Here is a 26,012-nt window from a genome sequence, read left to right as displayed (position 1 = left end):
GACTATAAAAGCGCATTAAATCAGTGACTTATAGTCTTGATTGGTGTTTTGTTTTAATTTAAATTTACTTTTTATTTCTTTTTCTTTAAGTCAGGAAATTTATTGTTAAATTGCTTTTGATTTAATTAATTTAAAATTGAAAAAATTCACTCATTATAGACAAGCAGATAATAAAGATTGCGGGCCAACATGTTTAAAAATTATTGCTAAATATTACGGCAAGACAATCAATATTCAGGAGTTGAGAGATTTTAGCGAAACAACTCGTGAAGGAAGTAATTTGCTTTTTCTGAGTGATGCCGCCGAAAAAATCGGATTTAGAACTTTAGGAGTAAAATTGTCTGTAACAAGAATTGAAGAAGCTCCTTTGCCATGTATTCTTCATTGGAATAAAGACCATTACGTTGTACTTTATAAAATAAAAAAAGGCAAATATTATATTTCAGATCCTGCTTTTGGACTTTTAGAATACAATAAAGAAGAGTTTGTGAAATTTTGGATCGGAAATAATGCCGATGACCAGACAAAAGAAGGAATTGCACTTTTAATTGAAGCTACGCCAAAATTCTTTGAATCTGATTTCGAGAATGAAGAAAACTCTGGTTTAGGACTTGGTTTTCTTTCTAAATATTTATTCCAATACAAATCATTCCTGATCCAGTTAGCTATCGGACTTCTGGCAAGCAGTTTACTCAATTTAATCTTTCCGTTTTTAACGCAGAGCATAGTCGATGTGGGGATTCAGAATCAGAATATTCATTTTATCTATCTGATTCTTTTTGCCATGCTTTTCATCTTTGCAGGAAGAACCGGATTGGAATTAATCAGAAGCTGGATTCTGCTTCATTTATCCACTAGAATCAATATTTCGCTCATATCAGATTTCTTTATCAAATTAATGAATCTGCCAATTTCCTTTTTTGATGTGAGAATGACAGGAGATATCATGCAGCGAATTAACGACCACCGCCGAATCGAAAAAATACTGACCACATCTTCTTTAAATGTGCTTTTCTCTGTGATTAATATGTTTGTAATGGGTGCAGTTTTAGCCTATTTCAATCTGCAGATATTTTTGGTCTTTTTTGCAGGAAGCGTACTTTATTTTGTTTGGATAGTTTTGTTTCTGAAAAGAAGAGAAGCTTTAGATTATAAACGTTTTGCAGAAGTGTCCAATGAACAGAGCAAAGTGATGGAGCTGATAAACGGAATGCAGGAAATAAAACTCCATAATGCCGAAAAGCAAAAACGTTGGGGTTGGGAATATGTTCAGGCAAGACTTTTCAGGGTTTCAATAAAAGGCTTGGTTTTAGAACAGACACAGACAATAGGCTCTTCGGTAATCAACGAGCTAAAAAATATTTTCATCATTCTGCTTTCGGCAAAATTAGTTATAGATGGTTCTATTACGCTAGGGATGATGCTGGCAATAAGTGCCATTGTGGGAAGTTTAAACGGCCCTGTTACGCAATTAATCGAATTTGTGAGAGAACTTCAGGACGCCAAAATATCTCTTGCCAGACTGTCTGAAATTCATCAGAAAGATGATGAAGTGCAGCAGGAAGTTCATCAGACGAATGAAGTGCCTCAAAATGTCGATATTGAAATTAAAAATCTTTCTTTTAGATACTTAGGTTCAGATGTTCCAGTTTTAGATGATTTAAGTCTGATAATTCCAGCCAATAAAGTAACCGCAATAGTTGGCGTTAGCGGAAGCGGAAAAACAACTTTAATGAAACTGCTTCTGAAATTTTATGAACCCGAAAAAGGAGAAGTTTTAATAGGAAATGCGCAGCTTAAAAATATTTCTCAGAAAGCATGGAGATCTAATATTGGGGCTGTAATGCAGGAAGGTTTTATTTTCAGCGATACAATTGCCAATAATATTGCTTTTGGAGTGGATCATATTGATAAAGAGAGATTAATGTATGCTGCAGATGTTGGCAATATTAAAGAATACATCAGCGGACTTCCTTTGGGTTTTAATACCAAGATAGGAGCTGAGGGAATAGGAATGAGTACCGGACAGAAACAGCGTCTGCTGATTGCAAGAGCAGTTTATAAAAACCCTGAGATTTTATTTTTTGATGAAGCTACTTCTGCTTTAGATGCCAATAATGAAAAGGAGATTATGAAGAAGCTGGATATCTTTTTTAAAGATAAAACGGTTGTGGTTATTGCACACCGATTAAGCACTGTAATGAACGCCGACCAGATTGTCGTTTTAGATAAAGGAAAAATTATCGAAATCGGAAGCCATTCGGCATTAGTGGAACAGAAAGGCAATTATTTTGAACTGGTTAGAAACCAGCTGCAATTAGGAAATTAATTATGACAGAAGACTCATTTGAATTAAGAAGCGAAGAGGTTCAGGATATCCTGGCCAAAGTGCCGCATTGGATGATACGATGGGGAACCGTTTTGATATTTGCTATTATCATAATGCTGTTTTTTGTGTCCTGGTTTGTCAAATATCCCGACGTTGTAAGTACTGAAATTGTTATTACCACCAATATTCCGCCAGAGAAAATAGTATCGAAATCTTCAGGACGTATCGAAGCGATTTTAGTAAAAGATAAAACACAGATTGCTAAAAACAGCACGCTGGCAATTATTGAAAATACGGCGAATTACAAAGATGTTTTTCTGCTGAAAAAGATTGTGGATGCTTATGATATTAATAATCCTGAAAAAGCTTTTCCTTTTGCATCATTAAAAAACACGCAATTGGGAGAAATTGAAAGTGCTTTTGCGGTTTTTCAGAAAGATTATCAGGCGCAGCAATTGAATGAAAGTCTGCATCCTTTTGAAATCGAAAGCAGGGCGCAGAGTTCGGAGAAAATTCAAATTAAGGAAAGGCTGGATATTTTACAGCAGCAAAAGCTCTTGAACGAAAGCGAATTGGAACTTCAGAAAAACGAAATTGCCCGTTTTGAAGTGCTATTTAACAAAGGAATTATTTCTGCGCAGGAAATGGAAGCTAAAAAGCTTGGCTATCTTCAGGCGCAAAAGAGCTATAGAAGCCTTCTTTCGTCGATTTCCCAATTAAGGTCCTCTTTGATTGATAATACAAAATCGAGCCAGAATTCGCAGATAAATAGCACAAAAGAAGAAGTTAACTTAGGGCGTAATGTAGCACAATCCTTTTATCAGCTGAAAAAAGTCATAAAAGATTGGGAATTGGCTTATACACTTAAAACTTCGGTAAGTGGCGTGGTTACTTTTCTGCAGGTTTGGAATGAAAACCAGACTATCAATGTCGGAGATAATGTTTTCTCTATAATTCCAGATGCTAAAAATACTTTTATTGGAAAAGTAAAAGCTCCGGCTTTAAATTCAGGAAAAATAAAAGTAGGACAGAGAGTCAATATTCGTTTAGCTAATTATCCTGACAGGGAATTTGGCGTTTTAAAAGGCGAAATCAAAAATATTTCATTAGTGCCAGATAAAGATGGAAACTTGCTTCTTGACGTTGCGCTTCCAAACGGATTAAAAACCTCTTATAACAAACAGATTAACTTTCAGCAGGAAATGAAAGGAAGCGCAGAAATTGTAACCGAAGATTTGCGTTTAATTGAACGAATCCTGTATCAGTTTAAAAATATTTTTGAACAAGTTTAATACTAATTCTAATTAACCTAAACCCCAAAAAATAAATCAATGAAAAAAACAGTACTTATTGCATTTTTACTATTATTTCAATACTCTTTTTCAAAACCAATTACCGAAACTCAAAAGTTAGTTGCAACTTGCAAAGTTTGGGGCTTTTTAAAATACTATCATCCAAATGTTGCTGATGGAAGTAAAAACTGGGATGAACAATTATTTCAAATTCTGCCAAAAGTAGAAGAGGCTCAGACTTCCGAAGCTTTTTCTCTTGTTATAGAAAATTGGATTGATTCTTTGGGGGAAATTAAAAAACAGGAATCTTTAAAACCTGTTGTAAAAAAAGAATATTTTGATAAAAACTTCGATTTGTCGTGGGTTAATAATAAAGAATTGTTCTCGAAATCACTTTCAAAAAAATTGAAATTTATTGAAGAAAATAGAATTCAGGAAAAACAGTATTATGTTGCTTATGAATTTGGCAGTAATGGCCCTCCATTACAATTTAAAAATGAAGTAAAATATGCAGATTTTAAATGGACTGATAAAAACTTACGTCTTTTAGCCCTTTTTAGATATTGGAACTACATCGAATATTTCTTTCCATATAAATATCAAATGGATGAAAATTGGGATAAAGTATTAAATGATATGTTGCCAAGATATTATAAGCCAGAATCTGAAAAGGATTTTACTTTAGCAATGCGCGAGATCTCTGTAAAGCTAAATGATACTCACGCCGCGACTAGTATGGCTCAATTGTCGGACTATTTTGGAGATAAATTTATCCCTGTTGATGTTAAAATTATTGATCAAAAAGCTATTGTTATAGATTTGAAAAATGACTCTTTGGCAAAAATCAGCGATCTTAGAATTGGAGATGTAATTACAAAAGTAGAAGGAAAAACGATTGCCCAGCTTTTAAAAGAAAATTCAAAATATGTTGAAGGGTCAAATGAACCTTCGGTTTTAAAAAATGCCTATTGGACAATCTTTAATGGAAAAACACCAACTTTCGAGATTGAATTCATCCGAGATGGAAAAACAGCAGTAAAAACAATAAATCGATATAAATATCAAGATTTAAAAATTCAATTTCCTGATCAGGAAAAATGGAAAATTCTAGAAGGAAATATTGGATATGTAAATTTTGGAGAAGTTAAAGAAGAAGATCTTCCAAATTTGATTGCAGCACTTAAAAATACAGTTGCTATAATTTTTGATGATAGGAAAAGACCTCATGATGTAATATATCCGCTTGCAGATTGGCTTAATCCTGAACCTGTAGAATATGTGAAGTATGTAGATCCAGACGTTAATTATCCAGGTCGTTATATTTGGAGAAAAGAGGAAGAAAAAATTGGAAAGGTTAATCCAGATAATTATAAAGGAAAAGTAATTGTTTTAGTTGATGAAAATGCAGTTAGTCATGCTGAACATGCAGCAATGGCACTACAGACCGTCCCTAAATCGACTATTATTGGTTCTCAAACAGGAGGCGCAGATGGTGCAAATGCTAGATTTTTGATCATTAAAGGATTTTCTTCGTCGTTTACTTGTTACGGAGTTTTTTATCCAAACAAAAAAGAAGTACAACGTATTGGAATTGTTCCTGATATCGAAGTAAAGCCTACTATTTTAGGTATTCAACAAGGAAGAGATGAGGTTTTGGAAAGAGCAATTCTTTTTGCTAAAAAAGGGAAATAGAAAATCTAAATAAGAATCTTTGTCAAAGCTTTAAACTTTGACAAAGATGTTTTTACATCTTTAAATAAAAATCTTTAGTAAGCTCAATATATTCTGGAGTATAAACGTGTCTGTCAATTTCGATTGTCAATTCATCAATTTCAATTCCAGAAACTTCATTTCGGCTAAAAGCCAATAAACTGCGTTTGATTTCTGATTTTGGAGTTCCTTTTACGCGAGTAATCTTTAATGGAAACAATTCTGCTTCTTTTGCAAGAGCAATGAATTTTTCTTCTTCTTTAAAAGGAATAATTAAAGCAAATATTCCATTTTCTGAAAGTAATAAATCGGCAGCTTCGACTAATTCTTCAAAAGGCATTGCATCTTGAAAACGAGCTAAATCACGTTGTTCGCTTTCTGTTTTATAATCTTCAGCATAAAAAGGCGGATTCGAAACGATTAAATCGTATTCGTCTTCTGGTTCATCAATAAATTCATCTAAACCAGCATGAAAACAAAATAGTCGATCGCCCCAAGGAGAACTTTCAAAATTTTCTACGGCTTGCTCGTAAGCGTCTTCATCAATTTCAAGCGCATCAATTTGTTCTGCATGAGTTCGTTGAGCGAGCATTAAAGCAATAATTCCAGTTCCAGCGCCAACATCTAAAACACTAAACGGATTATGATAAATAGGTGACCAAGCACCAAGTAAAACACCATCTGTGCCAACTTTCATAGCTGTTTTATCTTGTTTTATAGAAAATTGTTTGAAACTAAATGTTGACATTTCTAAAAATTAAAAAATAAAAATTTACGAAAAGTAATGACTGAAAACTGTGACTGAGACTGATTACTAGATTATAGATACATCTCAATAAGACCTTCAGGAAGATCCATGATTACTTTTTTGTTCTCGCGATCGATTTTTACAAGAAACTGATCAATCATCGGAACTAAGATTTCAACTTCGCCATTTAAAACTTCAAAAAGAGGCTGTGCAGTTGAATCATTAATAGAAGTTATTTTTCCAAAAATGCCTAAACGTTTGTCTTCAATTTCGAAACCAATAACTTCATGGAAGTAGAATTTGTTACCAGTAAGTTTTGGTAACATAGTTAAAGGAAGATAAATAGGACTGCCAAGAAGAGCATCTGCATCTTCTTCGGTATTTACATCTTCAAAACGAACTCTTAAAAAGTCGTTTTTGTGTAATGAACTTGTTTCAATAAAAAAAGGAACCAAGTGTTTGTTGCTTTCAACAAACACTGATTCCAGATTTTCGTATAACTCAGGTTCATCTGTGTCTAAATAGACCAAGACTTCACCCTTGAAACTAAATTTTTTAGCGATTTTACCTAAATAAAAACAATCTTCTTTACGCATTATCGCTAAGTAAAATTATGCTTCAGTTGTTTCGTTATTCTCTTCAGCAGCAGGAGCTTCTTCTGTAGCTTCAGCAACTTCTTCAGCAGCCTCTTCTGTAGCAGCGGCAGCAGCTTCAGCTTGTGCAGCAGCAGCATCAGCAACACGTTTAGCGTTAACTTCTTGCTCAGCTTTTAAAGCTTTTGCTTTCACATCAGCTTTTGCTTTAGATAAACCTTCTTTTTTAGCATCAACTTTTCCAGCTTTTGATTCTAACCACGCAGTTAATTTAGCATCTGCTTGCTCTTGTGTTAAAGCACCTTTACGAACTCCTCCATCAAGGTGGTGTTTCAATAAAGCACCTTTGTAAGAAAGGATAGCTCTTGCAGTATCAGTTGGTTGTGCACCATTGTGTAACCATTTAACTGCGCTGTCAAGGTTTAACTCAACAGTTGCTGGGTTAGTGTTTGGATTGTAAGTACCGATTTTTTCTAAGTATTTACCATCTCTTTTTGAGCGTGCATCTGCAGCTACTACCCAGTAAAAAGGTTTTCCTTTTTTACCGTGTCTTTGTAATCTAATTTTTACTGACATAATCTTACTGATTAAATTTTGAGGTACTCGACCTCTGTTAATTAAGGGCGCAAAGATATAATTTTTTTATGAAAAACACGTTTTAAAAAAGATTAAATATATTTGGATTGTTTTTTTAGCATTTTTTTGACTTTTTAATTTAAGTATTTAGCTCTTAATGCGATACTTTTGCACCAACATTCATTTTAAATATGAAAAAATACTTTTACTTTTTATCACTTTTACTTTTAGTTGCATCTTGTACAGAGGATATAAGATTTAACAATCCAGCTTTTCAAACCTTAAAAGATAATACTTTTTGGAGGGCTCGGGCTTATAATTCTGGAATACAGACGAATGGGGTTTTTGTTGTTGAAGGTTCTTTAGGCTACGAACAAATAAGTTTACAGCTTCCTGAGCCAGCTGTAAAGACCTATATCTTAGGTGATAATGATGTTACAAAAGCCACTTATAAAAATACTTACAAAGGACAAGAAGAAGAATTTAGTACAGGAACAGATAAAGGAAACGGGGAAATTGTTGTTACAGAATATAATACAACTGATAATACTATTTCAGGAACGTTTAAATTTACAGCTATTAATGCTGATGCCGATGCCGAAAAGCAAACATTGCATTTTACAGAAGGTGTTTTCTATAAAATACCAGTAACACCGGGAAGTAACTTCACTATTAATTAGGTTTTTGGTTTAAATATTTCTTTGTCAAATCCAAATAAAAACTTAAATAAATTAATATTATAGTAGTTTAGAGATAAATAAGGTTACATTTGTTCCTATTATAAAAAATAATTTATGAATATTTTCGTGGGAAGCCTTCCATTCAGTATTGAGGAAGCAGATTTAAGAGAGTCTTTTGAGGCTTATGGAACAGTTGACTCTGTTAAGATTATTACTGATAAATTTACAGGAAGAAGTAAAGGATTTGGTTTTGTTGAAATGCCAAATGATGCAGAGGGCCAAAAAGCAATTGACGAATTAAACGGAGCTGTTGTTTCGGGACGTACAATTGTTGTAAATAAATCTGAGCCAAAACCAGAAGGCGAAAGAAGAAGCTTTAATAGCAACAACCGCGGAGGAAACAATCGTGGAGGTTTTGGAAACAACCGTGGCGGAGGAGATCGCGGAAACAGAAGAGAATATTAATATTTTTTTTCTAAAATATAAAAGGGATCAACGAAAGTTGATCCCTTTTTTTTGTTTTTTGTAGAGACGCACCGCAGTGCGTCTAATATAACGAGAAGACGCACTGCAGTGCGCCTCTACGATTTCTTATACATTCGCAGCTAACCAGTCACCAACTTCTTTAGTGCCGTATGCTTTGCCTCCATCTGCTAAATCTTCAGTAACTACTCCAGCTTCTAAAGCTTTATTTACAGCATCTCTCATTGCTTTTCCTTCTTCCATTAATCCGAAGTTTTCGAACATCATAGCAGCAGATAAAACAGTAGCCATTGGGTTTGCAATGTTTAATCCTGTAGCTTGCGGGTATGAACCGTGAATAGGTTCGAATAAAGATACTTCAGCTCCCATAGAAGCAGAAGGCATTAATCCCATTGAGCCTGAAATTACAGAAGCTTCATCCGTTAAGATATCTCCGAATAAGTTTTCAGTAATTAATACATCATAAGAGTTTGGCCATTGAACCAAACGCATTGCTACAGCATCAACAAATTCGTAGCTAACTTCAACTTCTGGATAGTCTTTTTCCATTGCTTGAACCGTTTCTCTCCACAAACGTGAAGTTTCCAAAACGTTTGCTTTATCAACGCAACATAATTTTTTAGAACGAGTCATAGCTAATTCGAAACCTTTTTTAGCTAAACGCTGCACTTCTGTTCTTGTGTAAACACAGTTGTCAAAAGCTGTATCGCCATTATCTTTTCTTCCTTTTTCTCCAAAGTAAATTCCACCAGTTAATTCTCTTAAGAAAACTAAGTCAGTTCCTTCAATTCTTTCTCTTTTTAAAGGAGATTTATCTAATAAAGAAGGGAATGTGAAAGTTGGTCTTACGTTTGCAAACAAGCCTAATGCTTTACGCATTTTTAGCAAACCTTGTTCTGGGCGAACTGGTGCAGAAGGATCGTTATCGTATTTAGGATGACCGATTGCTCCAAAAAGAACAGCATCAGCATTTTTACAAACTTCGTGTGTTGAATCCGGATATGGTTCTCCTACTGCATCAATTGCAGCTGCTCCAGTTAAAGCTGGTTTCCAAGTAATTTCATGTCCATATTTTTGTGCAATAGCATCTGATACTTTTACTGCTTGCTCAATTACTTCTGGTCCGATTCCGTCTCCGGCTAAAAGGGCAATGTTTAATTTCATTCTATATTTTTTAAGGTTCTAAGATTCTAAGATTCTGAGTTGCTAAGGTTCTAAGTTTTTATTCTTAGTGGCTTAGTTTTTTTGTTTTAAAGGTTTGAGTTGCTAAGATTCTAAGTTCAAAGAAAAATCTTAGTAGCTTAGAATCTTAGCAACTTAGAACCTTAAGTAATTATGTTAAGCATTTTCTGCGTTGCAATAATCGCTGCAACGGTTTGATCTGAGTCTAATCCGCGGGTTTTGAATTCTTTTCCGTTGTTTACCCATGTAATAATGGTTTCGCACAATGCATCAGAACTACTTCCTGGAGGGATTCTTACTGCATAATCAATTAATTTTGGAAGCGTTAGTTTCTTGCTTTTGTAAATCTTCGATAAAGCATTCATAAAAGCATCAAACTGACCGTCTCCCTGTGCATTTTCTTCGATTATTTCTCCGTTTAAATTTAAAGATAAAGTCGTAGATGGGCGCATTCCTTTAGAATGAACCAGCATATAAGAATTTATAGTTATTTTTTCTTCATAAGTATGACTGTCCAAAACATCCGAAATAATGTATGGAAGATCTTCCTTAGTTACGGTTTCTTTTTTGTCGCCCAATTCGATAATTCTTTGGGTAACCAATTTCAAATCTTCGTTATTTAGTTTTAATCCTAATTCCTGAAGATTTTTTTCGATATTGGCTTTTCCAGAAGTCTTTCCAAGAGCGTATTTTCTTTTTCTTCCAAAACGTTCTGGAAGAAGATCATTAAAATATAAATTGTTTTTGTTGTCTCCATCGGCATGAATTCCAGCTGTCTGCGTAAAAACATTATCGCCGACAATTGGTTTGTTGGCAGGAATTCTATATCCAGTAAAAGTCTCAACCAGTTTGCTTACAGAATACAATGAGGTTTCTTTCACATTGATTTTTACTTGTGGTAAATAATCGTTGATAACAGCAACAGTACTTTCAAGAGGCGCATTTCCAGCGCGTTCTCCCATTCCGTTTACGGTTACATGAAGCCCGTTGATTCCAGCTTTTATCGCTTCCATAACATTGGCAACGCTTAAATCGTAGTCGTTATGAGCGTGGAAATCAAAGTGAATGTTTGGATATTTTGCTTTTATGTTTGAAATAAATTCAAAAGCCAAAGAAGGAATTAAAACTCCTAAAGTGTCTGGAAGTAAAATTCTTTTGATTGGCTGAGTGGATAAAAACTCTAGAAATTGAAAAACATATTCAGGAGAATTTCTCATTCCGTTGCTCCAGTCTTCCAAATAAACATTGGTTTCGATATTGTTTTCTTTTGCTAAAGCAATGATTTGAGCGATTTCAGAAAAATGCTGTTCGGGTGTTTTTTTTAACTGATGCGTTAAGTGATTCATTGAACCTTTGGTCAATAAATTTTGCACTTTGGCACCGGCCTTTTTCATCCAGTCGATTGAAACGCCTCCGTCAACAAACGTTAGCACTTCAATTCGGTCAATATAGCCTCTTTCTTCAGCCCATGAAGTAATGCCTTTTACGGCTTGAAATTCTCCTTCGCTCACTCGCGCCGAAGCAATTTCGATTCTATCAATATTTAATTCCTCCAACAACAATTGCGCAATGGTTAGTTTTTCCGCAGCAGAAAAAGATACTCCTGAGGTTTGTTCACCATCACGAAGTGTCGTATCCATTATTTCAATTTTTCTTTTTTCCATATTGATGTTTCTAACGGGTCGGATATTATTAACATCCTATTTAATTTTGACGCTGATTTTACGTATTCGTTTTGCGAAGACGCTGATAAAACGGATTTTTTTATATTGAATAGAATAAAATCCGTGTCAATCCGCGCTTTTGCGAAAATAAATCAGTTTCATCCGCGTCCTATTATTCTAGAAAGACCCGACTGGTTTTTGAAACCTGTCGGGTCTAATATCCTGAATGAGATTTCTATTTAGTAAGGAAGTTTATCAGCAAAAGCTTTAATATCTTCCTTCATATCTTGTAAGTAATCAATGTCGTCAAAACCATTAATCATATTGTTCTTTTTGTAACCGTTGATAGCAAAAGATTCTTGCTGACCAGTCGACAATAAAGTAATTGTTTGGTTTGGAAGATTGATTTCTAATTCTGTTTTAGGATCAGCTTCAATTGCTTTGAAAATAGTTTCAGCAAATTCTGGGCTAATTTGTACTGGCAAAACACCAATATTTAAACAGTTTCCTTTGAAAATATCAGCAAAGAAACTGGAAACTACAGCTCTAAAACCGTAATCGTAAACTGCCCACGCAGCGTGCTCTCTAGAAGATCCAGAACCGAAGTTTTTTCCTCCAACCAAAATTTTTCCAGAATAAGTAGAATCATTTAAAACGAAATCTGCTTTTGGTGTATCGTCTCCGTTATATCTCCAGTCTCTAAAAAGGTTGTCTCCAAAACCTTCGCGTTTTGTAGCTTTTAAGAAACGAGCTGGAATGATTTGATCTGTATCTACGTTCTCAATTGGCAGTGGCACTGCACTGCTGGTAAGTATATTAAATTTATCGTATGCCATTTTTTGGAATTTTAGATTTTAGATTTTAGATTTTAGATTTTCTTTTGAAAACTTAAAACACAGAATCTAAAATGTTTTGTTTTAATAATGTTAGTTAATTTTATTTTGAAGAAATTTAGATGAAGATTACACAAAGTGAGAAATCTAAAATCTAAAATCTCCAATCTAAAATAATTCTCTCGGGTCAGTTAGTTTTCCTGTAACAGCAGCTGCAGCAGCCATAATTGGACTTGCTAATAAAGTTCTTGAACCAGGACCTTGACGACCTTCAAAGTTTCTGTTTGAAGTACTTACAGCGTATTTTCCAGCAGGAACTTTATCGTCGTTCATTGCTAAACAAGCTGAACAACCCGGCTGACGTAATACGAAACCAGCTTCAGTCAAAATATCTAAAATACCTTCTTCTTTAATCTGAGCTTCAACAACGTGAGAACCTGGAACCAACCAAGCCGTAACATTATCTGCTTTTTTTCTTCCTTTTACAATTTCAGCGAAAGCTCTAAAATCTTCAATACGTCCATTTGTACAACTTCCCAAGAAAACATAATCGATTTGTTTTCCAATCATTACGTCATCTTCGTGGAAGCCCATGTAAGCTAAAGATTTTTTGTAAGTCTCCTCACCACCTTCAACTTGGTTTGCACTTGGGATATGTTTTGTGATACCAATTCCCATTCCTGGGTTTGTACCATAAGTAATCATTGGTTCGATATCTTCAGCTTTGATGTTTAATTCGGCATCAAACACAGCATCAGTATCTGTTTTAAGAGTTTTCCAATATTCAACAGCTTTTGTCCAAGCTTCTCCTTTTGGAGCATAAAGTCTTCCTTCTAAGAAATCGAAAGTAGTTTGGTCAGGTGCAATCATTCCTCCACGAGCACCCATTTCGATACTTAGGTTACAAACTGTCATACGACCTTCCATAGTCATGTTTTCGAAAACATCACCAGCATATTCAACAAAATATCCTGTACCTCCAGAAGTAGTTAACTGAGCAATAATATAAAGTGCAACGTCTTTTGGGCCAACCCCTTTACTTAATTGTCCGTTTACGTTGATACGCATCTTCTTTGGTTTAGGCTGCATAATACATTGAGTAGAAAGCACCATTTCAACCTCAGAAGTTCCGATACCAAAAGCGATAGCTCCAAAAGCACCGTGAGTAGAAGTATGAGAATCCCCACATACAATAGTAGCACCTGGCAAAGTAATTCCGTTTTCAGGACCAACTACGTGTACAATTCCATTTTTTTGGTGACCTAATCCCCAGTGCGAAATTCCGTATTCGTTTGCATTGTCTTCAAGAGCCTGAAGCTGATTAGCAGAAAGCGGATCCTGAACTGGTAAATGTTGGTTTATGGTTGGTGTATTGTGGTCGGCAGTTGCAAAAGTACGTTGTGGGTATAAAACGTTAACGCCTCTTGACTTTAATCCTAAAAAAGCAACAGGACTCGTAACTTCATGAATGAAATGGCGGTCAATAAAAAACACATCTGGTCCATCTTCAATTTTACGCACTACATGTGAATCCCATACTTTGTCAAATAATGTCTTACTCATTTTTTATTTTTTTTAATTGTAATTTCTATAACCACAGCAATTTCCTGTTCATTATAATAGCAAAACAAAAGTAAAAAAAGATAAAAAAGCGTCAATTTCAATATTTCATTATATACGATACCCAAACTAATTTACAAATTGCCAAATGGCTTTTGCAGACTAAAATTTGAAAGAAAAATGATTAAGAAACTGATTTAGCTTTTCTTTTTCGGCTTTAATTTTTCTTGTTTGATTTTTGTTTTAATAGTTTGCAAATTTATCTCAAAATCAATATAAAATATAAGGATTTGATTGAAAAAATCTAACAAAATGAATAAAAATAGTAATAATTGTTAGTTTTGATTTCTTTGTGAAAAGGTTGCTTTTAAGGTTTTTTGAAGCCTTTAAGAGAGTTTTTTGGGCGTTATTTAGATTGAATAAAACACCAAAATACTACGACATCCAAGAGGTATATTTTTATGAAATTTTATGATTTTTTAAGGCTGAAATTGATTTTTTGAGAGTAGTACTTTTAAAAATTAATTCAGGGAGTTTTTAAATTCTAATGGAGTAAGACTCGTTTTCTTTTTGAATAATTTACTGAAAGATTGCGGATACTCAAAACCTAATTGATAAGCAATTTCTGCTACCGAAAGATTAGTCGTAATCAGAAAATCTTTTGATTTTTCTATTAATTTCGAATGAATATGCTGTTGCGCATTTAATCCAGTTAAATTACGAAGCATATCACTAAGATAATGACTTGAAACGTTAATCTGTGAAGCAAGAAATTCTACCGTTGGCAATCCTTTTTTCAAGGTTTCTGCATTGCTAAAGTAGTTATCCAGAGTTTCTTCGACTTTTAATAATAAATCGTGACTGATGGTTTTTCTGGTTATGAACTGGCGTTTGTAGAAACGATTGCTGTAATTCAGCAGAACATCAATATAAGAGACAATCACATCTTGGCTCATTTCGTCTATTGCGGTATTGAGTTCGTTTTCGATACTCTGCAATAATCCAATAATAATTGTTTTTTCACTATCAGAAAGATGCAGCGCTTCATTGGTATCATAAGAAAAGAAGCCATATTTTTTGATGCTTTTTCCCAAAGGATAATTTCGAATAAAATCAGGATGAAATAAAAGTGTATAACCACCATATTCAGCGCCTTCCTCATTTTCAGTAAAAATTAACTGAGTTGGGGAAGCAAACATAAGTCCGCCTTCGTTGAAATCATAATAGCCTTGACCGTAGCCCATTTTTCCGTTGGTCGAAAACTTATAAGATACCTTATAAAAATCAAGTAAAAAAGCATGATTGGCCAAATCTTCATTTATGACCAATTGTGTATTGTCTACCAAACTCACCATCGGATGAAGCGGTTTTGGCAATCGAAGCAAGTCATGAAACTGCGATATAGAAGAGATTTTTTCCGGATTATTGTTTTTCTTTTCCATGATATAAAAATAAGAAAATTAAAAGACTAATGAGGTATTATGAAAAGTATTGAACAATCTCTTTAGCTTCGGAGAAGCGAAATATCTATAGAAATCATATTTAATATTGATCGCAAAGCTCCAGCGGAGCGAAATATTTTAATACTGTATTTCGCTCCGCTGGAGCTCTTTTTCATCTGTATGCTTGAAGTTCTATAAATATTTAGCTCCGCTGGAGCTTAATAAAATAACGTTCAAGCTTCTTGGATTGCCTCATCAGGAATTATTATGAACCTAAAAACTGTTTTCCAAATTCAGTGCGGAAAGTTTCAGCGCCTAATTCTAATCGTTGTTTGTAAAGTGCTTTTGCATCTTCTCCGGCAACATATCTTAGCTGATTTTTTCCATCGGTTGCAGCTTCATAAACCACATCAGCAATTTGCTCTGGAGTTGATGCCATTTCAAACATCGTGTCAACACTTGCAAACATGCTGTTGGTCATAGCCTCATATTCAAGTTTTGCTCCTGTGTCAAGAGAACCGTGTAAAAATTCAGTTTTAATACCGCCCGGAGAAACCGTTTTAATATGTACACCAAACGGATTTAATTCGTAAGCCATACTTTCGCTCCAGCCTTCCAATCCCCATTTTGTAGCGTGGTAAACAGATCCTAAAGGGAAAGCGATTAATCCGCCAATAGAAGTTGTTGAGATAAATAAACCGCTTTTTCTTTCTCTGAAATACGGAATAAAAGCATTGGTAACACGAATAACTCCTAATAAGTTAGTGTTTAATTGTTTGATGATTTGATCGTCAGAAAGACTTTCTAAAGGGCCAATTAACCCATAACCTGCATTATTAAAAACGATATCAATGTCGCTTAGTTCCAATGCTTTTTTTACTGTAGTTTGTATCTGATCGTAATTGGTAACGTCCAAAGGTAAAAGCGTTACGTTTTTTAATTGAGAAAGTTCAGTTTCTTTTTCTGGAGTTCTCATCGTAGCAATTACATTCCATCCTTTTTCGTGGAATAATTTTGCTGTTGCTTTTCCTAAACCTGATGATGCGCCTGTGATAAAAATTGTTTTCATGATTATTGTTTTTTTAATTGTTATAATTTGATGAAGCAAAGTTCAGGATACACTACAGCTTAAAAGTGTTCATTTTGGTGCAATGAGTATCCAAAATGAATAATCGAAGTTTTTTGGATTAAAAACTTTGAGTGTAATTTGTTTTAAACACATAGAGACATAGTTTTTCTTTGTCTGCAAAGGCGTTTCACTTATTTTAAAAACATCCCGAGGCTTCGGGACTATGTGTTAAAAATCTAGATTTTTTTTAGGCTTCTTTTTATAAAATTGAGATCTATGTTTCTATGTGTTTAAAATTTTAAGAATTGCATTTGACAGTTTTATTGGATGCTTTTGTTAACAACTTTAGTTTCGTTATTTCTGTAAAAAAAGCGTAAATTTGAATTCCTCCGATTTTTCATTTCGCATTTTGTTATGTTTCATGTTGTCAATGTTTTGCAATGTGTAGGATTTGGAATTTGGAGCTTTAAAATTTGACTTTTACAACTCTATGTATTTAATATTCGATACCGAAACAACCGGATTACCAAAACGCTGGGATGCCCCAATAACCGATTCTGACAACTGGCCTCGCTGTATACAAATTGCGTGGCAGCTTCACGACGAAATGGGACAGCTTATAGAACATCAGGATTATTTGGTAAAACCAGAAGGATTTAATATTCCGTATGACGCCGAGCGTATTCACGGAATCTCTACTGAATTGGCTGAAGCCGATGGAATCACTTTGGCCGAAGTTTTAGAGAAATTCAATATTGCTTTAAGCAAAACTAAATTTATCGTTGGACAGAATTTAGGTTTCGACGTTAATATTATGGGAGCCGAATTCCATAGAATGGGTGTAGATTCTCAAATGAGTTCAATGCCTGTTCTGGATACTTGTACCGAAGTTACCGCTTCTTTATTACAGCTTCCCGGAGGTCGTGGAGGAAAATTCAAACTTCCAACTTTGACCGAATTACACAGCTATCTTTTCGATCAGCCTTTCGCGGAAGCGCACAACGCAACTGCCGACGTTGAGGCAACTACGCGTTGTTTCTTGGAATTGGTTAGAAGAGAGGTTTTCACCAAAGAAGAATTAGACGTTCCGAAGGAATATTTTAAAGATTTTCAGGAAAGAAATGCTGAGCCTTTTAAACTAATTGGCTTAAAACATATTAATTTAAAAGCAGCTTCTGATAAAATCAGAGAACAGCTTAAAGCTTTAGCAGGAGAAGGTCAGCAGACCGTTGTTTCAGAAGAAGATAAAGCTGATTTCAAAGTAGCGAAATTTGCGCATTTGCACAATCACACGCAGTTTTCGGTTCTTCAATCGACTATCGGAATTGGAAATATTGTCGCAGCTGCAGCCAAAAACGGAATGCCGGCCGTTGCAATGACGGATACTGGAAACATGATGGGAGCTTTCCATTTTGTGAGCGCTGTTATGAACCACAACAAAGCTGCTTCTGGAAAAAATAAAGCTTTGGTTGAAGCTGGTGAAGAACCAACAGAAACTGAGGTAAAGCCAATTGTGGGTTGTGAATTTAATATCTGCGAAAATCACTTAGACAAAAGCAAAAAAGACAACGGTTATCAGGTTGTTTTGTTAGCTAAAAATAAAGCAGGTTATCATAACTTGGCTAAAATGGCTTCGATCGCCTATACAGACGGATTTTATTATGTTCCGAGAATTGACCGCAAAATTGTCGAGCAATATAAAGGAGATATCATGGTTTTGTCTGGGAATTTATACGGAGAGATTCCGAGTAAAATCTTGAACATAGGTGAAAACCAAGCCGAAGAAGCTTTAATTTGGTGGAAAGAACAATTTGGCGAAGATTTCTATCTAGAAGTGATGCGCCACAATCAGGAAGACGAAAATCGCGTCAACAAAACCCTGATTGAATTTTCGCAAAAGCATAATGTCAAATTAATTGCGACTAACAATACGTATTATTTAAATAAAGAAGATGCCAATGCGCACGACATTTTATTGTGTGTAAAGGACGGTGAAAAACAAGCAACACCTATTGGACGTGGACGTGGTTACCGCTACGGACTTCCAAATCAGGAATACTACTTCAAGTCGCAAGACGAGATGAAAAAGCTTTTTGCTGATTTGCCAGAAGCGATTATCAATATTCAGGAAATTATTGATAAGGTTGAAGGATATTCACTTTACCGTGATGTATTGCTTCCGAAGTTTGATATTCCAGAAGAATTTGTTGATCCTGAAGATGAAAAAGACAATGGTGTTCGTGGTGAAAATGCGTATTTGCGTGATCTTACAATGCGAGGAGCTGAAAGAAGATATGGCGTAATTACCGAATCAATTCAAGAACGTCTAGATTTCGAATTGCTGACAATTTCAAATTCTGGATATCCAGGTTACTTTTTGATCGTACAGGATTTCATTGCCGAGGCTAGAAAAATGGACGTATCGGTAGGGCCAGGTCGTGGATCTGCAGCAGGTTCAGCCGTTGCATATTGTCTGGGAATTACCAATATTGACCCTATTAAATACGACTTACTTTTTGAGCGTTTCCTAAATCCTGACCGTGTATCGATGCCCGATATTGATATCGACTTTGATGACGAGGGTCGTGGACGTGTAATGGATTATGTAATCAACAAATACGGTCAAAAACAGGTAGCACAGATTATCACTTATGGTAAAATGGCAACCAAATCGGCTATTCGTGATACGGCGCGTGTACTGGATTTACCGTTGTTCGAAGCCGATAGAATTGCAAAACTGATTCCAGGAATGATGCCGTCTAAATGGAATTTGGCGCGTTTTATTTCAGAGAGTGAAGAGGAAGTTAAAAAAGCCCTTCGTTCAGACGAATTTGATAACGTAAAAGAATTAATTGCGATTGCCAATGAAGATGATTTGGCAGGAGAAACCATTCAGCAGGCAAAAATTCTTGAAGGATCGATGCGTAACACAGGAATTCATGCCTGTGGTGTAATCATTACGCCGTCGGATATTACGAATTATGTTCCTGTTACGACAGCAAAAGATTCTGATTTATATGTAACACAGTTCGATAACTCGGTTGCAGAAAGTGCCGGATTGCTGAAAATGGACTTCTTGGGTCTGAAGACCCTTACGCTGATAAAAGATACCGTAAAACTGGTAAAATACAGAACAGGAATTGATCTTGATCCAGATAATTTCCCGATTGATGATGAAGAAACGTATGCGCTTTTCCAAAGAGGTGAAACCGTTGGAATCTTCCAATATGAGTCACCTGGAATGCAGAAATACATGAAAGATCTGAAACCAACGGTTTTTGGAGATTTAATTGCCATGAATGCATTGTATCGTCCGGGACCTTTGGAATATATTCCGTCTTTCGTTCGAAGAAAAAACGGCGACGAGGAAATCAAATACGATTTAGATGCCTGTGCCGAATATTTATCTGAAACCTATGGAATTACGGTTTACCAAGAGCAGGTAATGCTTTTGTCTCAGTCTTTGGCAGGATTTACAAAGGGTGAGGCCGACGTCTTGCGTAAAGCGATGGGTAAGAAACAAAAAGACGTACTAGATAAAATGAAGCCGAAGTTTGTGGAGCAAGCTGCTGCTAAAGGTCATGACGCAAAAGTCTTGGAAAAAATCTGGAAAGACTGGGAAGCGTTTGCGAGTTACGCCTTCAACAAATCGCACTCGACTTGTTATGCTTGGATTGCGTACCAAACGGCTTATTTGAAAGCGCATTATCCTGCGGAATATATGGCAGCAGTACTTTCGAATAACATGAACGATATCAAACAGGTTTCGTTCTTTATGGAAGAATGTAAACGTATGGGATTACAAGTACTTGGACCAGACGTAAACGAATCGTATTATAAATTTACGGTAAACGATGATTATGCCGTTCGTTTCGGAATGGGTGCAATTAAAGGTGTAGGTTCTGGAGCTGTAGAAACCATTGTAGAAAATAGAAAAGACGGAAGATATAAATCAATTTTTGATTTAGCGAAGCGAATTGATTTGCGTGCAGCTAATAAAAAAGCGATTGAGAATTTGGCACTTGCGGGAGGATTCGATTCATTTGAAGGAACAACAAGAGCGCAATATTTTCATGACGATGGCGACGGAATTACATTCTACGAAAAAGCGATGCGTTACGGATCAAAGTTTCAGGAAAATGAAAACTCATCTCAGGTAAGTTTGTTTGGAGAAACCAGTGAAGTACAAATTGCTGAGCCTGTTGTACCGCCATGTGAAGACTGGAGCACAATGGAAAAATTAGCTAAAGAAAAGGAAGTTGTCGGAATCTATATTTCTGGACATCCGCTGGATGATTTTAGATTTGAAATGAAATACTTCTGTAATGCTCGATTGGAAGCATTGAAAAGTATGAATGAATATGTTGGAAAGAATTTACATTTTGCCGGAATTATCAATAACGTACAGCATCGTGTTGCTAAAAACGGAAAAGGTTGGGCAGCGTTCAACTTAGAAGGGTATGACGAAAGTTATGAGTTTAAGATTTTTGGTGAGGAGTATTTAAAATTCCGCCATTTCTTAATTCAGAACAATTTTGCCTTTTTGAAAATATTGATAAAAGACGGTTGGGTAAATCATGATACAGGTAAAAAATCAGATCCAAGAATGCAGTTTGTTGAGATTCGCCAATTGCAGGATATTTTAGAAGCTTTCGCTAAAAAGCTGATCGTTCTATTGAATATAAAAGATCTTCAGCCTGAATTTATACATAAGCTGAGTCATTTATTTAATGAAAATAAAGGAGAGAATTCTGTGACTTTTGAAATCATGGAATTAGAAAAAATAAAAAAACTGGTTGAGGTAGAAACGCCGACAGATTTTGAAGATTCTGATGATGCTATTTTTGAAGGTGAAAATGAAAATGAAGATGCCGCACTTGAAGATACAAAAATACAAGAGGTAAATGAAGTCGAAGAGATAAAAGTAGTTACCAAATTGACGATGCCTAGCCGTCGTCTGAAGATCAAAATATCAGCTGAGTTATTGCAGGAATTGGAGAAAATGCAGATTAATTTTAAACTGAACTAAAAAATTAACAGTTAAAATTTAAACACATGTTAAATTTTTATGTTAAAAATATGCGTGCATAATAGTTTTTTAGTAATATTGCCCAAAATTACAACGTTTTCGTTCCAAGTCTAACTTTACAAACCATAAGAATATGTTAAAATATCCTAAGTTTGTACTAATCAATAAATCAAAATTATGAAAAAGAACCTATTTTTATTAGGATTATTAGTTTGCTCTATGGCCACAATGGCGCAAACAGAAAAAGCAGAAAAACCAGAAAGCTGGTATTTTAAATTGGGTGGATCATATTTTAACCAAACAGCATCTACAGAATTTCCTGAAGTAGGAGGACAAGCTCCTAATAGAGATATTTATTCAGGTACTTTAACTAGCAATAAATTGGTTTCAAGAGAAAGTATAACTGGTTCTTTTGGACAAGGTTTCAGAAGTGGTATTACTGCTGGTTACCGTTTTTCTACTCGTTTAGGAGTTGAGATGGCTGCAAATTACTACATAAGTAATAGTAAGACAATGGCTCAGACTGTAGATAGACTTTATGGATACGATGCTGCTACTACTGCCGCTACATACATTAGTTTTACAGCTGAAGGACAAATCAAAGCATTTGATTTAGCACCTTCTATTGTAATGTTTTTAGGTGATGCTCATGGTTTTGAACCATATACTAAAGTTGGAGTTATTGTGCCAATTCACGGTACATTAGATATTAAAACAGATAGAGAGCTTTTGACTTATGTAGGTGCTAATCAAGTAGCTAAAAATGATATCTATTCTAAAGATGTTGTGAAGCCAAATCCAACAATTGGATTTATGGCAGCATTAGGAACGTCTTATAAATTAGGAAAACACATTTCTGCTTTCGCAGAGTTAGAATACCGTAACTTTACTGTTCATGGTAAGACTAAAGAAACTACAGAATATACAGTAAATGGACAAGATGCATTAGCAACTAGAACTACTGCACAGAGATATACAAACTATCACAAGAAATTAGATGTAAATTCTAACAATCCATTATTCAATCCAAATACTGCAACGTCAGACACGGCAGATACAACTAGACCAAATGATAAAATGGATGAGTTAAGTTCTTATGTTGGAATTTCTGGTTTAGGATTAACTTTAGGTCTTAAATACAGCCTATAATTTTTCCAATTTTTTTTATAGTTTATAGTTTACAAAAAGAGGATATTCGAAAGAATATCCTCTTTTTTTTGAGTCTTGTCTGTCATCCTGACGAAGGAAGGATCACACTAGAGACTCGACAAAGATTGACGATTTAGATTGCGGAGTTTCAAGTGTGATCCTTCCTTCGTCAGGATGACAAATTGTATTTTAATTGATAATTATAATTTCGAATCTCTAAACTCCTTCAAAACTTGATCAATAACCCAAGTGGTTCTGGCGCCAGAAGTACCTTTTGATGGAGAAGCATTTTCATTCCCTAAAAGTTCAGCAATAACAGTTTCAATAAACGGCTGTTGAATGTGAAGCGGGTTTTCAATCGTAATGGTTTCTTTTTCGCCATTAACATATTGAATATGCAGGGGATCATTTCCAAAAGTAGAAAAAGAGATTTTTCCTTTATCACCTACAATTTCGGTATTGTCATAACGTTCGAAACTAGTAAAATTCCAAATGCCTGATCCGTGAATTCCGTTTTCAAATAAAAATGACATTGAAACAGCATCTTCGGCAGGATAAGCCATTAACTGAGAAGTGGCATGTCCGCGAACTGATTTTATCGGACCTAAAACAAAATCTAGGAAATCTAGAGTATGACAAGCCAAATCAACAAAAATTCCACCTCCAGAAATATGAGGTAAAACCGTCCAAGGAAGATTGATTTCGTCGTCATAACGTGCTTCAAAAGGATGGTACAAAACACAATTTACGTGTCTGATAGTTCCTAATTTTCCCTGATCGATTATTTCTTTTATTTTTAAAAAACGAGGCAAAGCTCTTCTATAATAAGCGACAAATAAAGGAACATTGTGTTCTTTGCAAGCGCTGATCATTTCGTTACATTCCGCAAAAGTTAAAGCCATTGGTTTTTCAACATAAACAGGTTTTCCTGCTTTGGCGCATAAAATGGTATATTCTTTATGAGAAGATGGAGGAGTAGCAATATAAACAGCATCAACTTCTGGATCATTAATTAAATCTTCAGCATTAGAATACCATTTCGGAACATTGTGGCGTTTGGCATAATCTTCGGCAAGTGTTGCGTCTCTTCGCATAACCGCTACTAAAGCCGAATTTGGAGCTTTCTGAAAAGCTGGTCCGCTTTTTACTTCGGTTACATTTCCGCAGCCAATAATTCCCCATTTTATAATTTCCATTGTTTAAGTTTTTAGTTTCTCAAATTTAGCATAAATGGTTTATTTAAAAAAGTTAGCCACGAATTCACGAATTTATTTTAATCTACATGTTTAAAATTCTGTATCGAATTGTATGAATTTATTTCACGCAGATTTAAAATGATTTTAGCAGATGCACGCAGATTTTTTTAAATCAATCTGCCTAAATCTGCCAAATCTGCGTGAAAAAAAATAAAAGCCACAGATTAAAAGATTTTCACAGATTTATCTAATCCATCAAATTCGTTTAATCTGTGGCATAAAATAAATTAGCCACGATATTCAGAAATAAATTCGTGAATTCGTGGCTAAAAAAAATCTAGCTTAAAGTTCTACTTTTTTGGCAAAGCTTTAAAACCCATATTGTAAAGTGTAAATGCTTGAATATCTACATTTTCTTGAATAGACGCCGCAACAGATTTTCCTGCTCCGTGCCCTGCTTTTACATCAATTCTAATTAAAACTGGATTTTCTCCTGTTTGTTTTTCTTGTAATTCAGAAGCAAATTTAAAGCTGTGTGCCGGAACAACACGATCGTCATGATCTCCAGTTGTAACCATTGTTGCAGGATAATGAGTTCCTTTTTTAACGTTGTGAACTGGAGAATATCCTTTTAAGTATTCGAACATTTCTTTGTTATCTTGAGCAGTTCCGTAATCAAAAGCCCATCCTGCGCCAGCAGTAAAAGCATTGTAACGAAGCATATCCATAACTCCAACGGCTGGTAGAGCGACTTTCATTAAATCTGGTCGCTGAGTCATTGTAGCACCAACCAATAATCCTCCGTTAGATCCTCCGCGAATAGCTAAATAATCTGATGAAGTATATTTTTGAGCGATTAGATATTCCGCAGCAGCGATAAAATCATCGAATACATTTTGTTTTTGCAATTTCGTTCCTGCATCATGCCATTTTTTTCCGTATTCACCGCCTCCTCTTAAGTTAGCAACAGCGTAAACACCTCCGTTTTCCATCCAAACAGCATTTGCAATACTGAAACTTGGCGTTAAACTAACATTGAATCCGCCGTAACCGTAAAGGATTGTCGGGTTTTTACCGTCTAATTTTGTTCCTTTTTTATAGGTAATAATCATCGGGATTTTTGTACCATCTTTTGAAGTATAGAAAACTTGCTTAGACTCGTAATCTTCACTTTTGAAATCAACTATTGGTTTTTGATAAACTTCAGATTTTCCAGATTTTGGTTCAAAAGAATAAATGCTTCCTGGAGTTGTGTAATTTGTAAAACTGTAATAAAGAATCTTTTCGTCTTTTTTTCCAGCAAATCCTCCAGCAGTTCCAACAGCAGGAAGTTTGATTTCTCGAACTAATTTTCCGTTGTAATCGTATTGTAATACAAACGAAACGGCATCTTTTGTATAATTAGCAAAAAAGTATCCAGCGCCAGTTGAAGGGTTCAATACGTTTTCAGTTTCTTTAATAAAATCTTTCCAATTTTCTATTTTTGGATTAGCCGCATCAACAGTAACAACACGGCCGTTTGGCGCATTATAATCAGTATGAATGAATAATTTTGTTCCTTCATTTTCAATAATTGAATTGTCAGAATTAAAATTATCTACAATTGTAACGATTGGACTATTTGGTTTAGTCAAATCTTTAATATACAGTTCATTTCCGTAAGTCGAATTAGCAGCTGTAATTATTAAGAAATGGTCGTCTTCAGTAACATAACCGCCAACATATCTTCTTTTTAAATCTCCTCCAAAAATAACTTTATCGTCTTTTTGAGAAGTTCCTAATTTGTGAAAATATAATTTGTGCTGATCTGTTTTTGCAGACAATTCGCTTCCTTTTGGCTTTTCATAACTAGAGTAGTAGAAACCTTCATTTTTGTACCAAGAAATACCGCTGAATTTTACATCAACCAAAGTATCTTCAAGAACTTTCTTAGAAATAGCATCAACAATAATTACTTTTCTCCAGTCGCTTCCTCCTTCAGAAATTGCGTAAGCCGCTTTGTTTCCGTCTTTAGAAAAATCTAAACCGCCAAGTGAAGTTGTTCCATCTTTAGAAAAAGTATTCGGATCTAAGAAAACTTCTTCTTTTCCGTTTTGATCTTTTCTGTAAACAACAGATTGATTCTGAAGTCCGTTATTTTTAGAATAATAAGAAAATTTTCCTTCTTTAGATGGAGCGCCGATTTTTTCGTAGTTCCAAAGCGTTTCCATTCGCTTTTTAAGTTCGTCGCGAAACGGAATTTTATCTAAATAAGCATAAGTAACTTCGTTTTCAGCTTTTACCCAAGCTCCAGTTTCAGCAGATTTATCATCTTCAAGCCAACGATAAGGATCGCTTACTTTTGTGTCAAAATAGACATCGACAGTTTCTCCTTTTTTGGTTTGTGGATATTGTATTTTGCCTTGCCCAAACGAAATTCCTGCGGTTGTAATTGCCATTAATAAAAATGTTTTTTTCATAGTTAGTTTTATCTGTTG

General features: G+C 35.0%; 18 protein-coding genes. 7 read left to right on the top strand and 11 right to left on the bottom strand.

From position 1 onward, the window contains the following. The first annotated feature begins 136 nt into the window (after positions 1–136). Genes V6624_RS08510 through V6624_RS08500 form a run of 3 tightly spaced genes read left to right on the top strand, consistent with a single transcriptional unit; the run spans position 137 to position 5,313 of the window. Positions 137–2,329, top strand: coding sequence for a peptidase domain-containing ABC transporter (locus V6624_RS08510; RefSeq protein ID WP_338841548.1), 2,193 nt, complete (start codon positions 137–139; stop codon positions 2,327–2,329). Between the two features lie 2 nt (positions 2,330–2,331). Beyond that, positions 2,332–3,621: an HlyD family secretion protein gene (locus V6624_RS08505; protein ID WP_338841547.1), complete on the top strand. Its 1,290-nt coding sequence runs from the start codon at positions 2,332–2,334 to the stop codon at positions 3,619–3,621. A 39-nt stretch (positions 3,622–3,660) separates the two neighbouring features. Then, positions 3,661–5,313 carry a S41 family peptidase gene (locus tag V6624_RS08500; RefSeq protein WP_338841546.1) on the top strand — a complete coding sequence of 551 codons (1,653 nt, stop codon included), beginning with the start codon at positions 3,661–3,663 and terminating at the stop codon, positions 5,311–5,313. A 52-nt stretch (positions 5,314–5,365) separates the two neighbouring features. On the opposite strand, the gene V6624_RS08495 is transcribed toward V6624_RS08500, so the two are convergent. The 3 genes from V6624_RS08495 to V6624_RS08485 form a co-directional block, all read right to left on the bottom strand. Then, positions 5,366–6,079, bottom strand: coding sequence for a tRNA1(Val) (adenine(37)-N6)-methyltransferase (locus V6624_RS08495; RefSeq protein ID WP_111286146.1), 714 nt, complete (start codon positions 6,077–6,079; stop codon positions 5,366–5,368). A gap of 71 nt (positions 6,080–6,150) precedes the next feature. Next, complete coding sequence (gene rimM / locus V6624_RS08490; RefSeq protein WP_111286144.1) at positions 6,151–6,675, bottom strand: ribosome maturation factor RimM; 525 nt, start codon at positions 6,673–6,675, stop codon at positions 6,151–6,153. A 15-nt stretch (positions 6,676–6,690) separates the two neighbouring features. Then, positions 6,691–7,248, bottom strand: coding sequence for a 30S ribosomal protein S16 (locus tag V6624_RS08485; RefSeq protein ID WP_111286142.1), 558 nt, complete (start codon positions 7,246–7,248; stop codon positions 6,691–6,693). Positions 7,249–7,439: 191 nt separating this feature from the next. On the opposite strand from V6624_RS08485, the gene V6624_RS08480 reads away from it, so the two are divergent. Both V6624_RS08480 and V6624_RS08475 read left to right on the top strand, forming a co-directional pair. Then, positions 7,440–7,928 carry a DUF6252 family protein gene (locus tag V6624_RS08480; RefSeq protein ID WP_111286140.1) on the top strand — a complete coding sequence of 163 codons (489 nt, stop codon included), beginning with the start codon at positions 7,440–7,442 and terminating at the stop codon, positions 7,926–7,928. Positions 7,929–8,042: 114 nt separating this feature from the next. Beyond that, a complete protein-coding gene (locus tag V6624_RS08475; RefSeq protein ID WP_111286138.1) occupies positions 8,043–8,393 on the top strand; it encodes an RNA recognition motif domain-containing protein in 351 nt (116 codons plus the stop codon). A gap of 126 nt (positions 8,394–8,519) precedes the next feature. Here the strand turns inward: V6624_RS08475 and leuB are convergent, their stop codons facing one another. The 6 genes from leuB to V6624_RS08445 all read right to left on the bottom strand — a co-directional run bounded on the left by leuB (position 8,520) and on the right by V6624_RS08445 (position 16,161). Then, entirely contained in the window at positions 8,520–9,575 is a 1,056-nt protein-coding gene (leuB, locus tag V6624_RS08470) for a 3-isopropylmalate dehydrogenase (RefSeq protein ID WP_111286136.1), read from the bottom strand. A 161-nt stretch (positions 9,576–9,736) separates the two neighbouring features. After that, complete coding sequence (locus V6624_RS08465; protein WP_338841545.1) at positions 9,737–11,257, bottom strand: alpha-isopropylmalate synthase regulatory domain-containing protein; 1,521 nt, start codon at positions 11,255–11,257, stop codon at positions 9,737–9,739. Between the two features lie 239 nt (positions 11,258–11,496). Then, entirely contained in the window at positions 11,497–12,093 is a 597-nt protein-coding gene (leuD, locus tag V6624_RS08460) for a 3-isopropylmalate dehydratase small subunit (RefSeq protein ID WP_111286132.1), read from the bottom strand. 165 nt (positions 12,094–12,258) lie between these two features. Next, positions 12,259–13,653 carry a 3-isopropylmalate dehydratase large subunit gene (gene leuC / locus V6624_RS08455; RefSeq protein WP_111286130.1) on the bottom strand — a complete coding sequence of 465 codons (1,395 nt, stop codon included), beginning with the start codon at positions 13,651–13,653 and terminating at the stop codon, positions 12,259–12,261. A 518-nt stretch (positions 13,654–14,171) separates the two neighbouring features. Further along, positions 14,172–15,092: a helix-turn-helix domain-containing protein gene (locus tag V6624_RS08450; protein ID WP_111286128.1), complete on the bottom strand. Its 921-nt coding sequence runs from the start codon at positions 15,090–15,092 to the stop codon at positions 14,172–14,174. Positions 15,093–15,357: 265 nt separating this feature from the next. Further along, on the bottom strand, positions 15,358–16,161 hold the full coding sequence (locus V6624_RS08445; protein WP_111286126.1) for an SDR family oxidoreductase: 804 nt from the start codon (positions 16,159–16,161) through the stop codon (positions 15,358–15,360). Positions 16,162–16,651: 490 nt separating this feature from the next. Between V6624_RS08445 and dnaE the strand changes: the two genes are divergently transcribed. Both dnaE and V6624_RS08435 read left to right on the top strand, forming a co-directional pair. Continuing rightward, positions 16,652–21,190, top strand: coding sequence for a DNA polymerase III subunit alpha (gene dnaE / locus V6624_RS08440; protein ID WP_338841543.1), 4,539 nt, complete (start codon positions 16,652–16,654; stop codon positions 21,188–21,190). A gap of 177 nt (positions 21,191–21,367) precedes the next feature. Continuing rightward, a complete protein-coding gene (locus V6624_RS08435; RefSeq protein ID WP_338841542.1) occupies positions 21,368–22,339 on the top strand; it encodes an outer membrane beta-barrel protein in 972 nt (323 codons plus the stop codon). A gap of 200 nt (positions 22,340–22,539) precedes the next feature. On the opposite strand, the gene V6624_RS08430 is transcribed toward V6624_RS08435, so the two are convergent. Both V6624_RS08430 and V6624_RS08425 read right to left on the bottom strand, forming a co-directional pair. Continuing rightward, a complete protein-coding gene (locus V6624_RS08430; protein ID WP_338841541.1) occupies positions 22,540–23,535 on the bottom strand; it encodes a Gfo/Idh/MocA family oxidoreductase in 996 nt (331 codons plus the stop codon). Between the two features lie 350 nt (positions 23,536–23,885). After that, a complete protein-coding gene (locus V6624_RS08425; protein ID WP_338841540.1) occupies positions 23,886–25,994 on the bottom strand; it encodes a prolyl oligopeptidase family serine peptidase in 2,109 nt (702 codons plus the stop codon). Positions 25,995–26,012 lie beyond the last annotated feature (18 nt).

It is taken from the genome of Flavobacterium ginsenosidimutans (assembly GCF_037478105.1).
Classification (GTDB): Bacteria; Bacteroidota; Bacteroidia; order Flavobacteriales; family Flavobacteriaceae; genus Flavobacterium; species Flavobacterium ginsenosidimutans.
The sequence above is the reverse complement of the archived record's forward strand: the minus strand, read 5'-3'. Positions and strand labels throughout refer to the sequence as shown.

Coding starts and splice junctions, on each gene's coding strand:
- V6624_RS08505 (WP_338841547.1), top strand. CDS start 2,332: ATGACAGAAGACTCATTTGAATTAAGAAGCGAAGAGGTTCAGGATATC.
- V6624_RS08450 (WP_111286128.1), bottom strand. CDS start 15,092: ATGGAAAAGAAAAACAATAATCCGGAAAAAATCTCTTCTATATCGCAG.
- V6624_RS08480 (WP_111286140.1), top strand. CDS start 7,440: ATGAAAAAATACTTTTACTTTTTATCACTTTTACTTTTAGTTGCATCT.
- V6624_RS08485 (WP_111286142.1), bottom strand. CDS start 7,248: ATGTCAGTAAAAATTAGATTACAAAGACACGGTAAAAAAGGAAAACCT.
- rimM (WP_111286144.1), bottom strand. CDS start 6,675: ATGCGTAAAGAAGATTGTTTTTATTTAGGTAAAATCGCTAAAAAATTT.
- V6624_RS08475 (WP_111286138.1), top strand. CDS start 8,043: ATGAATATTTTCGTGGGAAGCCTTCCATTCAGTATTGAGGAAGCAGAT.
- V6624_RS08430 (WP_338841541.1), bottom strand. CDS start 23,535: ATGGAAATTATAAAATGGGGAATTATTGGCTGCGGAAATGTAACCGAA.
- V6624_RS08445 (WP_111286126.1), bottom strand. CDS start 16,161: ATGAAAACAATTTTTATCACAGGCGCATCATCAGGTTTAGGAAAAGCA.
- leuC (WP_111286130.1), bottom strand. CDS start 13,653: ATGAGTAAGACATTATTTGACAAAGTATGGGATTCACATGTAGTGCGT.
- V6624_RS08495 (WP_111286146.1), bottom strand. CDS start 6,079: ATGTCAACATTTAGTTTCAAACAATTTTCTATAAAACAAGATAAAACA.
- leuB (WP_111286136.1), bottom strand. CDS start 9,575: ATGAAATTAAACATTGCCCTTTTAGCCGGAGACGGAATCGGACCAGAA.
- V6624_RS08435 (WP_338841542.1), top strand. CDS start 21,368: ATGAAAAAGAACCTATTTTTATTAGGATTATTAGTTTGCTCTATGGCC.
- dnaE (WP_338841543.1), top strand. CDS start 16,652: ATGTATTTAATATTCGATACCGAAACAACCGGATTACCAAAACGCTGG.
- V6624_RS08425 (WP_338841540.1), bottom strand. CDS start 25,994: ATGAAAAAAACATTTTTATTAATGGCAATTACAACCGCAGGAATTTCG.
- leuD (WP_111286132.1), bottom strand. CDS start 12,093: ATGGCATACGATAAATTTAATATACTTACCAGCAGTGCAGTGCCACTG.
- V6624_RS08500 (WP_338841546.1), top strand. CDS start 3,661: ATGAAAAAAACAGTACTTATTGCATTTTTACTATTATTTCAATACTCT.
- V6624_RS08465 (WP_338841545.1), bottom strand. CDS start 11,257: ATGGAAAAAAGAAAAATTGAAATAATGGATACGACACTTCGTGATGGT.